Source organism: Dactylosporangium vinaceum (genome assembly GCF_019904175.1).
Taxonomy (GTDB): domain Bacteria; phylum Actinomycetota; class Actinomycetes; order Mycobacteriales; family Micromonosporaceae; genus Dactylosporangium; species Dactylosporangium vinaceum.
Map to the genome: position 1 here is coordinate 280941 of NZ_CP061913.1, position 13590 is coordinate 294530.

Here is a 13590-nt window from a genome sequence, read left to right on the forward strand (position 1 = left end):
CGAGCACCCGGCCCCGGGTCGGGGCTCGAAGGCGGTGCGCGCGTCGGCGACGCCACTCACGGGGCGGTGGGTTGAGTACCTGAACTCATGTGCGTCATGCGGGCCGGTCGTAGCGTTCCGGGTATGACGACGCAGGCTGTTGGCCGCCCCCGCTCGCTGCCGTTGACGCAGCTGCTCGGGGGCATTGCGGTGGCGCTGCTGTCGGCGGCGGCGTGGTTTGCGTGGATGGGGTGGGACGGCGAGTATCAGGTCGACCCGCTGACGCAGGAGGCCAGCGGGCCCTACGAGGTCTGGCAGGTGGCCGGGTGTGTGGCGTCGCTGCTTGTCGTGCTCGTCGGTGCGCTGCTGCTGCGGGTGCGCTGGTTCGTTGCGGCGCCGGCGATGACCGTGGCGTTCACTGCGGCCTGGACCGTCACCGCGGCCGCGTCGGACGGGTCCGGGCTGTTCCTGGTCGGGGCCGTGCTGGTGTTCATGGGGCTCGCCGTGGGCACGACTGTCGTGTCACTGCTGGTCCTCGCGCTGCGCCGCCGCGCTCGGCCCGGCCGATCTACCCGCCCGTGAGCTGCCCGCCCGGGGTCTGCGTGGCCGCGGTCTGCCCGCCAGTGAGCTGCGCTGCCGGGTTCTGCCCGACCGCGGTCTGCGTGGCCGCGGTCTGCCCGCCAGTGAGCTGCGCTGCCGGGTTCTGCCCGACCGCGGTCTGCGTGGCCGCGGTCCGCCCGCCCGTGAGCTGCGCTGCCGGGGCCTGCGCCGCCGCGGTCGGCCCGGCCTTGATCTGCGCCGCCGCGGTCGGCCCGGCCTTGATCTGCGCCGCCGTGATCTGCCCGGCCGCGGTCGGTGGTGGGCGGCTGGAGCATCGGCGGATGAGGAGGCGGTCGGCGGTGTGGTCGCGGCGCGGGCGGTGCATGGTGAAGGCGGTGCGGCCGGCGTGACGCGGGTCCTGATCACGGGCATGTCCGGTGCCGGGAAGACGACGCTCCTGGACGAGCTGGGGCGGCGCGGGCACCGGACCGTCGACACCGACTACGACGGCTGGGTGCTTGCCGACGGGCAGTGGGACGAGCCGCGCATGACCGCGCTCCTCGCCCGGCACGACGACGTCGTCGTGTCCGGCACTGTCGAGAACCAGGGGCGCTTCTACGGCCGCTTCCACCACGTGGTGCTGCTCAGCGCCCCGTTGGACGTGCTGCTGCGGCGGGTCGCCGCGCGGGCCGACAATCCATACGGTCGGACGGGCGAGCAGCGGGCGCAGATTGCGGAGTACCACCGAACCGTCGAACCCCTGCTCAGACGGGGGGCGACCCTGGAGCTCGACGGGCGTCAGCCGGTTGCCGCACTGGCCGACGCCGTCGAGCGGCTCTTATAGCGCGCCGAGGAACGCGTCGTTCTCCTCCGGCGTGCCGAGGGTGACCCGGACGCCGTCGCCCTGGAAGGCGCGGACGATCACGCCGGCGCGCTCGCACTGGGCGGCGAAGTCCAGGGCCTGGTCGCCAATCGGCAGCCAGAAGAAGTTGGCCTGCGTGTCGGGTACGTCCGGGAACACCTTGCGCACCGCCTCCACCACCCGGGCGCGCTCGGCGACGACCAGGTCGACCCGGCGCCGCATCTCGGCCTCCGCGTCCAGTGCGGCCAGCGCCGCGGCCTGCGCCACCAGCGAGGTCGAGAACGGGGTCACGACCTTGCGCACGGCCCCGGCGACCTCGGGCGAGCCGATCAGGTATCCGATCCGCAGCCCGGCCAGCCCCCACGCCTTCGACAGGGTCCGCAGCACCACGACATTGGGCCGGTCGCCGTACTCCACCAGCCCGTCCGGCACCGCCGGGTCGGTCACGAACTCGCGGTACGCCTCGTCCAGCGCCACGATCACGTCCGCCGGCACCCGGTCGATGAACGCGTCCAGCTCCGCCTTGCGCACGGCCGTGCCCGTCGGGTTGTTCGGGTTGCACACGATCACGAGCCGCGTCCGGTCGGTGATCGCGGCGGCCATCGCGTCCAGGTCGTGCCCGTGCACGGTGGTGTTCGGGACGCGCACGCTCGTCGCGGCGGTGGTGGCGGCGATGATCGGGTACGCCTCGAAGGACCGCCACGCGTAGATCGCCTCGTCGCCGGGCAGGCACGTCACCCGGAAGAGGTGCTCGAACAGCGCCACGGAGCCGCAGCCCGTCGCCACCCGCTCGGGGTCGATGCCCAAGCGTGCGGCCAGCCGGCCCCGCAGCTCCACCGCGGCCAGGTCGGGGTACCGGTGCACGCCCGAAATGGCGGACGTGACCGCCTCGACGACGCCGGGCAGCGGGCCGTACGGCACCTCGTTGCTGGCCAGCTTGATCGCGCCGGGAACTGACCGGCCGGGCACATACGCGGGCAGGGCGTCGAGGTCGGGGCGGGTGAGGCTCATGGTTGATCTCCGTCGTTGGCGGGCGGTTCGTAGGAGGGGTCGCGGTCGGCCATCACGACGACGGTGCCGGCGGCGCGGTCGTGGATGGCGCGGTGCAGCGGCCAGTCGACGACCGGCGAGAGCGCGTCGATGAACTGCAGCACGAAGCCGATGCCGCAGGTCCACAGCAGCACCCACAGGCCGAGCGGGTTCCAGCGGCGGATCGCCCGGCCGACACCGAGCGGCTTCTCGGCGTCGAGCCCGACCACCTTGATCTTGAGCAGGCGCTTGCCGAGGGTCTGCCCGCTGCCGGCGATCGACGGCACCTCGTAGGCGAACCAGACCGCCGCGATCAAAATCAAGATCACGATTTGGAGGTACTGGGCCCGATCCGACGCCGCCAGGTCGCCGACCGACTCGCCGGCGATGTACCGGCGCTGGAACTCCGCGACGACGGGGCCGATCTCGCGGACGTACTGGTAGATCAGCCAGCCCGTCGCCGCGGCGATGATCACGCCGACCACGAGGATGTCGACGAGCCGGGCGAGCAGCCGCTTGCCGAGGGGCGCCAGGGCGTAACCGTGCGGCTTGATCGCCCCCGTCGTCACGGCCGCGAACCCGGCCTGCGGCGGGAGCAGCACCTGGACGGCGCCCGCCGGGAGCTGGCCCTGCGGCAGGAGACCCGGGGGCAGCGGGGTGCCGGGCGGCAGGACGATCGCGCCCGGCGGGAGCTGACCCGGGGGGAATCCGCCGGGCGGGATCGGGGTGCCGGGTGGGAGTACCACCGCGCCCTGGGGCAGGGGAGCGCCCGGCGTCGTGACGACCGGTCCTCCCGGGTGCGACGGCACCGGCGGCGGCCCGGCGGCCGGAGCGACTGGCGGTGGCGGAGCGATCACCGGCGGCTCGGCCGGGGGCGGCTCCGAGGCGGGCACCGGCTCGCCGATCCAGCCCTCACCGTCCCAGTACCGCTGGACCTCCTGGTCGACAGGGTCCTTGTACCACCCAGGCGCTGTCACGACGCCTCTACCTCCGCCACCGCGTTGCTCATCCGGCCTTCACCACGATTGTCCCCGCTGCCTTGTCGTGCAGGCACTGCTGGTACGGCTTGTCCCACAGCTGCCACAGCCCGTCGATCCAGGAGAAGAACGGGATGAAGATCCCGACGACGCTCTGGGTGGCCCAGCGCTTCGCCAGCACGCCCCGGGTGAGCGGCACGGACGGGTTGTCGGTACGGATGATCCGCAGCTTCATGGCCCGCTTGCCCCACGTGATGCCGGTCTTGCCGAACATCTCGACGTGGTACACGTACTGCGCGGCGAGGACCAGCAGGAGGTACGCCCCCTCCAGCGCCAGCGGCACGCCGATCAGCAGGCCGGCGTCGGGCTCGGCGCCGCTCTCGGACGTGGGCACCGACGCCGCGATCACCGCGAAGATGCCGATGAACAGCGGGATGGCCAGGACGATCGCGACACCGAAGAGCACTGCGGTGTCGATGAGCAGCGCGAGCAGCCGGTCACCGAAGCCCGCCAGCGGCATCCCGTTGGGCGCCACCGGGACCGGCAGCGGCGGCACGGCGTAGGCGCCCTGTGGATAACCCGGCCCCTGTGGATAACCGGGTGCCTGTGGATAACCCGCCTGTGGATAGCCCGCGGGAGCGCCGCTGACCTGTGGATAACCACCCTGCGGGTACCCATTCTGTGGATAACCCTGTTGATAACCCTGAGGATTACCGGGTGGCGGACCGTAGTTCGGTGCGCCACCCGACTGCGGCTGGCCCGGATATGTCACCCGGACAGTGTTACAGGTTTCCGCGAAGTTCCTGCTCCCGCTCGATCGCTTCGAAGAGGGCCTTGAAGTTGCCCTTCCCGAAGCCCAGCGACCCGTGCCGCTCGATCAGCTCGAAGAACACCGTGGGCCGGTCCTGCACCGGCTTGGTGAAGATCTGCAGCAGGTACCCGTCCTCGTCGCGGTCGACCAGGATGCCGCGCGCCTTCAGCTCCTCGATCGGCGCCCGGACCTCACCGATGCGCGCCCGCAGCTCGGGGTCCTCGTAGTACGAGTCGGGCGTCGTCAGGAACTCCACACCCGCGGCCGTCATCTCGTCGACGGTGCGCAGGATGTCGTTCGTCGCGAGCGCGATGTGCTGCGCGCCGGGCCCGCCGTAGAACTCGAGGTACTCGTCGATCTGCGACTTCTTCCGCGACACGGCCGGCTCGTTGAGCGGGAACTTGACCTTGCGGGTACCGCTGGCCACGACCTTGCTCATCAGCGCGGAGTATTCGGTGGCGATGTCGTCCCCGACGAACTCAGCCATGTTCGTGAAGCCCATGACGCGCCGGTAGAACTCGACCCACTCGTCCATCCGCCCGAGCTCGACGTTGCCCACGACGTGGTCGACGGCCTGGAAGTAACGCTTCGCCGGCCCCCGCACGATCGGCGAGCGCGCCACGAACCCCGGCAGGAACGGCCCGGAGTACCGCGACCTGTCGATGAGCGTGTGCCGCGTCTCGCCGTAGGTCGCGATGGCCGCCTGCCGCACGACCCCGTGCTCGTCCTCGACGTCATGCGGCGCCTCGACGACCTGGGCCCCCTGCCGCACCGCGAACGCGAACGCCGTGTCGACGTCGGGCACCTCGAGCGCGATGTCGACGATCCCGTCACCGTGGCGCTCGTAGTGCTGCGTCGCTTCGGCGTTGCGGTGTACCCCGCCCGCGAACACGAACACCGCCGAGCCGGACTTGAGCACATACTCGGCGTGGTCGCGGAACCCCTGCTCCGGCCCCCGGTACGCGAGCAGCGTCATCCCGAACGCCGTCGAGTAGAAGTGCGCCGCCTGCTTCGCGTTACCTACGTAGAACCGGACATGATCGAGCCCGGTGAGCGGAAACGGATCGTGGGACACGTCATGCTCGACGGCCCCGATGAGCTCATTGACGTCTTCGATCGCGCGGGTCATAGGCCAAGCGTGGCCCGATTTTCCGGACCTGGGCAAGGAACGCTATTCTGCGTGGTCAAGTTGCACAATCAGCCCAACTTTTCCCGCTGTGGGGTGGACAAATTGTCCAGCGAAATCGATGCTCTCGATGCAAGGCTCATCTCCCTGCTGTACTCCGAGCCCCGCATCGGCGTCCTGGAGTCCTCCCGCCGCCTGGGCGTGGCGAGGGGCACCGTCCAGGCCCGCCTGGACCGCCTGGCCGCCCGCGGCGTCATCCGAGGCCACGGCCCCGACGTCGACCCGGCCGCCCTGGGCTACACGGTGACCGCCTTCGTCACCCTGGAGATCCGCCAGCGCTTCGGCCACGACCCGGTCTCGACCCACCTGAAGGCCATCCCCGAGGTCCTGGAGGTCCACACGATCACGGGCTCCGGCGACCTGATGTGCCGCATCGTGGCCCGCTCCAACGCCGACCTGCAACGCGTGATCGACCGCGTCATGAGCTTCGAGGGCATCGTCCGCTCCTCGACAATCATCGCCCTGGAGTCCCAGATCCCGTACCGGGTCCTACCCCTTGTGGCGGCCGCGGCAGCCGGCCCCGGAGACCGCTGACGGCCGCGGCAATTCGACTGGATGAGCACCGTACAAATGCCGTACAGTCGAGCCGGGAGGCGATAGACGTGAACCCCACCCCACCGCGGACGACCAAGTCGGAACGGATCGAGCTGCGCGCCACACCGGACGAAGCGACCAGGATCGCTCTCGCCGCGCAGCTGCAGCACCTGTCGATCTCGGCGTTCGTGCTGCAGGCGGCGGCGGCCGAGGCGGACCGAGTCACCGCCCGGTCCGAGTTCACCCTGATGCCGGCCGACCAGTTCGACGAACTGATGGCCTCGCTGGATCAACCCCCAGAGATTCCGGCCCTGGCCCGGGCGGCGGCGCGGCGGAGGGCGAAAGAGAGATGACCGCCGAGTGGCACCCCGAACCCCTGAGCGACGACCATGAGATCGGCTTGTTCGACTGCGGAGTGCCGGCGTTGAATCTGTGGCTCGCCACTCAGGCCCGGCGGGCTCAGGCGGCCGACACCGCCCGAACCTATGTCTGGGCCGACGACGAGCGCGATGTCGTCGCCTACTACTCGATCTGTCCCACGCAACTCATGCGCAACGAGCTGCCGAGCCGGAGCGTGAGCGGCGGATTCACCGTCGTGCCGGCGTATCTCCTGGCCCGGCTGGCCCTCGACACGCGACTCCGGGGCAGAGGTCACGGCGGAGACCTCCTCGTCGACGCCCTCACGACCATCGTCAACGCGTCCGAGACGGGCGCCGGCCGGGTGATCGTCGTCGACGCAATCGACGGCGCGGCCGTCGGGTTCTACGAGCACTACGGCTTCATCCGGGTCCGCGACCAGGACGCCGACCATCAGCGTCTTGTCATGACCGTCGCGACGGCCAGGCGGAATCTGGGCATCGGTTCGCTCCGCTTCACGGCCAATGCCGGAATTCGGCTCGGCTCGATCGTCCTGCGGGCGCCGGACGGGACGGAAATCCCGGCCGTCGTGACCATGACGGAGCTCGAAGCGGTCATGAGTCGTATCAACGAACTGGCGGTGAGCCAGAACATGCAGCCTGACCTGCAGATCAACCTGAGCGAGGTTTTCATCGAGGTGCTTGGCCGCGACCCGATCGGCAACATCGAGCCAGGCTGACGTCGTACCGCTTGCAATGGCGTGTGTTGAACGCGCGACGTGGTCTGGCATCGCCTGATTCGGCCGGAGCCGGCGAAGCATGCCGCCGACCGTGATCAACGGCGATCAAGAGCTCGGCACGCCGCCGCCGCCCGTGCTCCCAGCAGCCGGTTCGCGGCCAAGCTGGCCGAGGTGCGCTGCCGCCGAGCGGGCACTGCTGGTCACGGGGCCTGGGAGGTGGTCGTGTTGATGTCGTGGGCCAGGCCGAACAGCCCGGCGAAGCAGTTGAGCAGGCACAGCCCCAGCAGCACGATCGGCGCCACGGTCAGCCCGATCCACACCCACAGCGCCACCTTCCCCGCCCGGAACAGCCCCGCCCTCTCCCGCTCCACCGCACTGAGCGGCGGTGGCGGCGGTGGTGACCACGCGTACGGCGTGACAACCCGAGGCGGCGGCTGCGGGCCGTTCCACCGCGGTGGCCGTGGATGCGGCGTGTCGTTCGCACGGTCTACGCGAGCCATGCACCAAGCCTCAGCGACCCCGATCCGCGCCGGAAGACCCAACCCCGACCTGTGGATAACTCCCGGCAAGAACCACAAAGCGGACACCGCGGCCGCCGGAATTGCCACGGACGAGTGAATCCGGTCGACACGGGCAAAAGCGGTCATCCGGCGGATTATCATGCGGCGGCGTTACGCTCCGGCGCGTGGCTAGGGGAGCGGTCCGCAAGTTCGAGACGGCGCTCGGCGCGATCGGCGTGCTGGCGCTCATCATCACGGGCATCATCATCACCGGCTGGAATCCGCTGCCCAACGTCACCGACTGGTGGAACAAGGTCGCCGACAACGCCGGCAAGCTGTCCACCCCCGAGACCGGCTGGACCGACCGGGTCGGCGGGCAGCCGTCCTCCGCGGTCATCGCCGGCACCGCCACCGTCGTCTCCATGCGCGGCACCGTCGAGGCCCGCGCCCTCAGCGACGGGGCCGTCCTGTGGACGAAGGAGGCCGACTGGGCGGGCGTGGCCGGTGACGGCGGCAACGTCGTGGCGGTCGTCGGGCGCCGCGGTGTCGGGCTCCAGGCCCTGGACCCCGCGACCGGCACCGCCAAGTGGAAGGACAGCGAGGTCGTCGGCGCGTGGACGTACCGTGAAAGCGTCCTCACCCTCACCTGCGGCGCCCTCTCCGACTGCACCCTCGCCGCCCGGGCGCCCAAGGACGGTGCGCAGATCTGGAAGCTCACCCTGCCGGGCGTGGGCCGGGTGCTCAACGGCATCAACAGCGATCTTCTGGGTACCGAGGTCAAGGCCGACGCCTACCACGACGCCATCAACGCCATGCCCCGGGCCGTCCCCGCCATGCTCGGGTTCCCGATCGACCAGCGGGTGAAGGTCGTCGACACCGCGCGCGGCAAGCTGCTCCGCGAGGAGAACCCGTCGAGCACCACGAGGATCGTCGTCGCGGGCGGGCGCATCCTGGTGTCGACGGCGGCGCCGAAGGACGGCAACTGCCGCTACAGCCTCGAGGCGCGCGACGCGACGACCGGCAAGACGGTGTGGAAGAAGGACGGGTACGACCTGCACACGGCCTCCGGCGCCGGCTGCGAGCAGCGCCACGACCCGGCCGGCTCGGACACGGTCCTGATCGCGACCCGCGGCGACAACCGCGAGGTCTTCCTCTCCCCGCGCGACGGCCGGGAAATGTGGGCCGGTGCCGAGGGCGACCAGATCGTGGCGGCCGACAGCCAGTACGGCCTGGTCCGCTCCAACGGCGGCAAGACGCTTTCCGTCGTCGGCTTCGACAAGGGCGGCCGGCTCTGGCAGAAAGACGTCCCCGCCAAGTCCGACGTCGCCATTTCCCGCTACGCCGTGCTGGTCCGCGACGGCGCCGGCGGCACCCTTACCGCATACGCCCCCGACAACGGCCACACGCTCATCGAGGCGAAGTCGACATCGGACGTGCTCGGCATCGGCGAACAGGGCCTGATGCTCGGCCGGGGCCGAACGATCGGCTATCTCAAATACTCTTGAACGTGGTGGTGAGCCGGCCGCCGGCGTAGTTGTGGAATGCCAGGGCCGGGGGCGCGTCCAGATCGACGTCGCCGTCCGGGTCCTCCCACGGGAAAATCAGCGTCGACGTCACACCGGGCGCGATCACCAGCGGCACCCCGGCGAACGTCGTGACGGTCGGGGTGTGGAAGTGCCCGCACAGCACCGCCACCACGTTGGGGTGCCGGCGGATGACCGCCTCCAGCCGCTCCTCGCCGAACTGCCGCACACCGTCGGCGAACCGCTGGCCGACGGTCACCGGCGGCTGGTGGAAACAGACGAACGCGGGCGTGTCACCGTCGAGTGTCGCATCCAGCCACGCCAATACCGAGTCCTCGATGAACCCCTCGTCCTTGCCCGGAATCGTCGAGTCCACGAGCGCGAACAGCGCATCGCCGACGAGCTCGGCGCGGTTCAGTGGCCCGAGCCCGGCCGCGACGAACTCCTCGCGCCGGTCGTGATTTCCGGGCAGGTGCAGCAGTTGTACGTCCAGTCGCCCGAAAATCCCGCGAAGCCGCTCGTATTCGTCGGCGGTGCCGTGATCGGCGAGGTCACCGGTGAGCAGGACGGCGTCCACCCGGGTGTGCAGGCCGGCCAGGTAGTCGACGACCCGGGTCACGCGCTCGGCGCTGCGCGGTCCGTCGTCGAGGTGCGTATCGCTGACATGGGCGATGAGCGTCATGGTGCGACGCTAGGTAGCCGCCGCCGGCCGGACAACAGCCAATACCCGGTCCGCGGTCAGCGGTGCTCCATGACGAGCGCGAACGACGTGTGCGGGGTCAGGGCCTCGTACATGTGCGCGACGTCGCCGGCGAACGAGGCGTAGTCGTGCACGTCGAGGTCGACCGGGGTGTCCTCGGGCCCGACGCGGAGGCGTCCGCTGATCATCACCACGTGTTCGATGGTGCCGGGCAGGTGCGCGTCGGCTTTCCTCGCGCCTTCGGGTTCGACGCGCATCAGATAGATGTCGCGGCGAACTCCCGGTGGGCAGGTCGCCAGCAGCGTACCCACGAAATCGGCCTGTTCTGATTTGAGGGTGGGGCCGTCGCCGGCCCGAATCACGCGGGGCGCGGTGGGGGGCGGCTCCACCAGGCGGCTGAACGGCACGTTGAGCGCGACGGCCAGGGCCCAGAGCGTCTCGATGTTGGGGTTGCCGGCGCCGGACTCGAGCTGGCTCAGCGTCGACTTGGCGATCCCGGCGCGCTTCGCGACCTCGCTCAGTGACGCCTTTTCCCGCTCGCGCTCGCGGCGGAGCGCGGCGGCGATGAGGCCGATCGGGGGCTTGTTCGGGTCCATACAGGGTCCGTTCGGTACGTCGAACGATCTATTCGGCTTGACGAACAGTCGGGTCGAGGTCCAGCATACCGAACTATGCGTTCGATACTCCGAACAGATCCCATCGCCCGGGACGTGGCGGCGCTGTGCGCGGCGACAGCTGTGGTGGGGGCGTCGTTCGGCGCTATCGCCTCGGCCGCCGGAGTGCCGTTCGTGCAGGTCGTGGCCATGAACCTGGTCGTCTTTGCCGGCGGCTCGCAGTTCCTCGCCGTGGGCCTGGCCGGCGCCGGGGCCACCGCGGCCGCGATCATCGTGGCCGGGCTGCTGCTCAACGCCCGCCACCTACCGTTCGGTCTGGCGATCGGCAGCGAAACCCTCGGCCGGCACCGGTTCATCGGCAGTCACCTGATGACCGACGAGTCGGTCGCGTTCGCCATTGCCCAGGACGATCCGCAGCGCCGGCGCCGCGCCTATTGGCTCACCGGCATCAGCCTGTACATCACCTGGAATGTCGCATCCGCGGCCGGTGCGATAGCCGGATCCGTGCTCGGCGACCCGAGCGTGTACGGCATCGACGCCGCATTCCCGGCCGCGCTGCTCGCACTGACATTGCCGTCATTGAAAGACGCGGCATCGGTACGGGTAAGCCTCGCCGGAGCCGCGCTGGCCCTCATCGCCACGCCGTTCCTTCCCGCCGGCCTGCCGGTGCTCGTGGCGTTGCTCGGTCTCGTCCTGGCGGGGAAGCGCTCATGAGCTGGATCGCGATCATCGTGCTCGCCGTCGGCACCTACGCGTTCCGTCTCGCCGGCCCCGTGCTGCGCGATCGGATCACGGTCTCCGACTCGGTCAGACGGCTGCTCGGACTCGCCGCCATCGCCCTGCTCGCCGCCCTCATCGCCACGGCGGCACTGCTGGACGGCGGGCGGTTCGTCGGCATCGCCCGACCGGCCGGCGTCGTCGTCGGCGCGGTCCTGGCCTGGCGGAAGGCGCCGTTCGTCGTGGTCGTGGTCGCCGCCGCTCTGACCGCCGCCCTGCTCAGGGTCGCCGGCGTCGAGTAATACAGTCGAGGGCATGCCCGAATTCGCGTTCTCGCCGCTGCTGCCGCTCGGACCCGACACCACCGAATACCGCCTGGTCACCAGCGACGGCATCGGCCGCGACGGGCGGTTTCTGACGGTCGCGCCGGAGGCGCTCACCCGCCTCACCGACGAGGCCATGCACGACATCGCCCACTTCCTGCGCCCCGCCCACCTCGCCCAGCTACGGAAGATCATCGACGATCCGGAGGCGTCCCCGAACGACCGCTTCGTCGCCCTCGACCTGCTCCGCAACGCCAACATCGCCGCCGGCGGCGTCCTGCCCATGTGCCAGGACACCGGCACCGCCATCGTCATGGGCAAACGCGGCCGCTTCGTGCTCACCGACGGCAACGACGAGGAGGCCATCGCCCGCGGCGTGTTCGACGCCTACACCCGGCTCAACCTGCGCTACTCCCAGCTGGCCCCGCTGACCATGTGGGACGAGAAGAACACGGGCTCGAACCTGCCCGCCCAGATCGAGCTGTACGCCGAGGGCGACGACGCGTACAAATTCCTCTTCATGGCCAAGGGCGGCGGCTCGGCCAACAAGAGCTACCTCTACCAGGAGACGAAGGCGCTGCTGAACCCGTCCAGGATGATGCAGTTCCTGGAGGAGAAGCTCCGGCTCATCGGCACCGCAGCCTGCCCGCCGTACCACCTGGCGGTCGTCATCGGCGGCACGTCGGGCGAGCACGCCCTGAAGACCGCCAAGCTGGCCTCGGCCAAGTATCTGGACACGCTCCCGGTCGCGGGCACCCCGGTCGGCCACGGCTTCCGGGACCTCGAGCTCGAAGCGGAGGTCCTGCAGCTGACCCGCGAGTTCGGCATCGGCGCCCAGTTCGGCGGCCGCTACTTCTGCCACGACGTCCGCGTCGTGCGCCTGCCCCGCCACGGCGCCTCCTGCCCCGTGGCGATCGCCGTCTCCTGCTCGGCCGACCGCCAGGCCGTCGGCAAAATCAACGACCAGGGCATCTGGCTGGAGCAGCTCGAACGCGACCCGGCCCGCTTCCTCCCCGACGTCACCGACGAGCACCTGGACGACGACGTGGTGGCCGTCGACCTCAACCGCCCGATGTCCGAGATCCGCGCCCAGCTCTCCCAACTGCCGGTGAAGACCCGCCTCTCGCTCACCGGCCCCCTGGTCGTGGCCCGCGACATCGCCCACGCCAAGATCGCCGAACGCCTGGACGCCGGCGAGCCGATGCCGCAATACCTCCGCGACCACGCCGTCTACTACGCCGGCCCGGCCAAGACTCCCGACGGCTACGCATCGGGCTCCTTCGGCCCCACGACCGCCGGCCGCATGGACGCGTACGTGGAGAAGTTCCAGGCCGCCGGCGGCTCCCTCGTCATGCTGGCCAAGGGCAACCGCTCGAAGCAGGTGACCACCGCCTGCAACACCCACGGCGGCTTCTACCTGGGCTCGATCGGCGGCCCCGCGGCCCGCCTGGCCCAGGACTGCATCAAGCACGTCGAGGTGATCGAATACCCGGAGCTCGGCATGGAAGCAGTCTGGAAAATCGACGTCGTCGACTTCCCCGCCTTCATCGTCGTAGACGACAAGGGCAACGACTTCTTCGCCGAGGTCACCAAGCCAAAGATCTACCTTCAGGTCGGATCGAGGTAGATCGTCGGGCAGTCCTCCCGGTGCCACAGATCGGCCCCTAGCCAGCGCTCGAATCGCTGGCGGGGGCCTAGACCGGGAGGCACCCCGACCATGACGATCATTGTCCCCACTCCCGCCGAGGCGCGCGACCTCCGCACCGCCTTCACGCACAACGGCGTCGTCGACCGCGCCGAGCAGGCGCTCCGCACGGTCCGGTTCGTGACCGACGTCGCCACCGCCGCCGAGCTGCTGCCCACGTGGGCCTACGCCGATACCCTGACCGAGCGCGAGCGCCGCGCCGTCCTCGCCCGGTTCATGTGCCCCGAGCTCGTCGGCGACGGTGACGAGCAGCGCGTCTGCGGCGAGCAGGTCACCACGCGGGTGTCCCACGCCGCCACCGACACCCCGTGGCGTGACAGCTACGCGGCGTGCGACAGCTGCGCAGACCGCCTCACCGGCCCGGAGTTCGCGCTCCTCGGCCCCGAGCGCACGTCGCTGATTCTGTGGGGCGGGAAGTGACCGCCCGCCGCGCCCGGCTGTACCGCGGCGCGTTCGTCGTGGTCGAGCTGACGCGCTGGGCGTGCTTCGTCGCC

The 13590-nt window shown here is 70.3% G+C and carries 18 protein-coding genes; 10 read left to right on the plus strand and 8 right to left on the minus strand.

Features of this window, described 5'->3' with window-relative positions; genetic code table 11:
- Positions 1 to 123: 123 nt before the first annotated feature.
- Positions 124 to 561, plus strand: coding sequence for a hypothetical protein (locus Dvina_RS01320; RefSeq protein WP_223100547.1), 438 nt, complete (start codon positions 124 to 126; stop codon positions 559 to 561).
- Here Dvina_RS01320 and Dvina_RS01325 read toward each other — a convergent pair.
- Positions 548 to 904 carry a hypothetical protein gene (locus Dvina_RS01325; RefSeq protein WP_223100548.1) on the minus strand — a complete coding sequence of 119 codons (357 nt, stop codon included), beginning with the start codon at positions 902 to 904 and terminating at the stop codon, positions 548 to 550. The genes Dvina_RS01320 and Dvina_RS01325 overlap by 14 nt on opposite strands.
- A gap of 21 nt (positions 905 to 925) precedes the next feature.
- Between Dvina_RS01325 and Dvina_RS01330 the strand changes: the two genes are divergently transcribed.
- Complete coding sequence (locus Dvina_RS01330; protein WP_246655952.1) at positions 926 to 1363, plus strand: AAA family ATPase; 438 nt, start codon at positions 926 to 928, stop codon at positions 1361 to 1363.
- On the opposite strand, the gene hisC is transcribed toward Dvina_RS01330, so the two are convergent.
- The 4 genes from hisC to hppD form a co-directional block, all read right to left on the minus strand.
- Complete coding sequence (gene hisC / locus Dvina_RS01335) at positions 1358 to 2392, minus strand: histidinol-phosphate transaminase (RefSeq protein ID WP_223100549.1); 1035 nt, start codon at positions 2390 to 2392, stop codon at positions 1358 to 1360. The two genes, Dvina_RS01330 and hisC, sit on opposite strands and share 6 nt — an antisense overlap.
- The gene (locus Dvina_RS01340) at positions 2389 to 3387 is read right to left on the minus strand and encodes an RDD family protein (RefSeq protein WP_223100550.1); all 999 of its coding nucleotides are present in this window, start codon (positions 3385 to 3387) and stop codon (positions 2389 to 2391) included. Before Dvina_RS01340 ends, hisC begins: the two co-directional genes overlap by 4 nt.
- A gap of 28 nt (positions 3388 to 3415) precedes the next feature.
- The gene (locus Dvina_RS01345) at positions 3416 to 3943 is read right to left on the minus strand and encodes an RDD family protein (RefSeq protein ID WP_223100551.1); all 528 of its coding nucleotides are present in this window, start codon (positions 3941 to 3943) and stop codon (positions 3416 to 3418) included.
- A 226-nt stretch (positions 3944 to 4169) separates the two neighbouring features.
- Complete coding sequence (gene hppD, locus Dvina_RS01350) at positions 4170 to 5327, minus strand: 4-hydroxyphenylpyruvate dioxygenase (RefSeq protein WP_223100552.1); 1158 nt, start codon at positions 5325 to 5327, stop codon at positions 4170 to 4172.
- Between the two features lie 93 nt (positions 5328 to 5420).
- Here hppD and Dvina_RS01355 point away from each other — a divergent pair, with 93 nt between their 5' ends.
- From Dvina_RS01355 to Dvina_RS01365, 3 genes are all read left to right on the plus strand, one after another.
- Positions 5421 to 5918, plus strand: a complete 498-nt coding sequence (locus Dvina_RS01355; RefSeq protein ID WP_246655953.1) for an Lrp/AsnC family transcriptional regulator — start codon at positions 5421 to 5423, stop codon at positions 5916 to 5918.
- 68 nt (positions 5919 to 5986) lie between these two features.
- Entirely contained in the window at positions 5987 to 6271 is a 285-nt protein-coding gene (locus Dvina_RS01360) for a type II toxin-antitoxin system TacA family antitoxin (protein WP_223100554.1), read from the plus strand.
- Positions 6268 to 7014 (plus strand): N-acetyltransferase, encoded by a 747-nt coding sequence (locus Dvina_RS01365; protein ID WP_223100555.1) that lies wholly within the window; start codon positions 6268 to 6270, stop codon positions 7012 to 7014. Before Dvina_RS01360 ends, Dvina_RS01365 begins: the two co-directional genes overlap by 4 nt.
- Positions 7015 to 7214: 200 nt before the next feature.
- Here the strand turns inward: Dvina_RS01365 and Dvina_RS01370 are convergent, their stop codons facing one another.
- Positions 7215 to 7385 (minus strand): hypothetical protein, encoded by a 171-nt coding sequence (locus Dvina_RS01370; protein ID WP_223100556.1) that lies wholly within the window; start codon positions 7383 to 7385, stop codon positions 7215 to 7217.
- Between the two features lie 314 nt (positions 7386 to 7699).
- Here Dvina_RS01370 and Dvina_RS01375 point away from each other — a divergent pair, with 314 nt between their 5' ends.
- Entirely contained in the window at positions 7700 to 9019 is a 1320-nt protein-coding gene (locus Dvina_RS01375) for an outer membrane protein assembly factor BamB family protein (protein ID WP_223100557.1), read from the plus strand.
- Here Dvina_RS01375 and Dvina_RS01380 read toward each other — a convergent pair.
- Together Dvina_RS01380 and Dvina_RS01385 are read right to left on the minus strand one after the other, a co-directional pair.
- Positions 9006 to 9719, minus strand: a complete 714-nt coding sequence (locus Dvina_RS01380) for a metallophosphoesterase (protein WP_223100558.1) — start codon at positions 9717 to 9719, stop codon at positions 9006 to 9008. The genes Dvina_RS01375 and Dvina_RS01380 overlap by 14 nt on opposite strands.
- A 56-nt stretch (positions 9720 to 9775) precedes the next feature.
- Positions 9776 to 10333: a helix-turn-helix domain-containing protein gene (locus tag Dvina_RS01385; RefSeq protein WP_223100559.1), complete on the minus strand. Its 558-nt coding sequence runs from the start codon at positions 10331 to 10333 to the stop codon at positions 9776 to 9778.
- A 75-nt stretch (positions 10334 to 10408) separates the two neighbouring features.
- Here Dvina_RS01385 and Dvina_RS01390 point away from each other — a divergent pair, with 75 nt between their 5' ends.
- The 4 genes from Dvina_RS01390 (at position 10409) to Dvina_RS01405 (ending at position 13516) form a co-directional block, all read left to right on the plus strand.
- On the plus strand, positions 10409 to 11065 hold the full coding sequence (locus Dvina_RS01390; RefSeq protein ID WP_223100560.1) for an AzlC family ABC transporter permease: 657 nt from the start codon (positions 10409 to 10411) through the stop codon (positions 11063 to 11065).
- The gene (locus tag Dvina_RS01395) at positions 11062 to 11370 is read left to right on the plus strand and encodes an AzlD domain-containing protein (protein ID WP_223100561.1); all 309 of its coding nucleotides are present in this window, start codon (positions 11062 to 11064) and stop codon (positions 11368 to 11370) included. The genes Dvina_RS01390 and Dvina_RS01395 overlap by 4 nt, the downstream gene beginning before the upstream one ends.
- A 13-nt stretch (positions 11371 to 11383) precedes the next feature.
- Positions 11384 to 13018, plus strand: a complete 1635-nt coding sequence (locus Dvina_RS01400; protein WP_223100562.1) for a fumarate hydratase — start codon at positions 11384 to 11386, stop codon at positions 13016 to 13018.
- 90 nt (positions 13019 to 13108) lie between these two features.
- Positions 13109 to 13516: a hypothetical protein gene (locus tag Dvina_RS01405; RefSeq protein ID WP_223100563.1), complete on the plus strand. Its 408-nt coding sequence runs from the start codon at positions 13109 to 13111 to the stop codon at positions 13514 to 13516.
- Positions 13517 to 13590 lie beyond the last annotated feature (74 nt).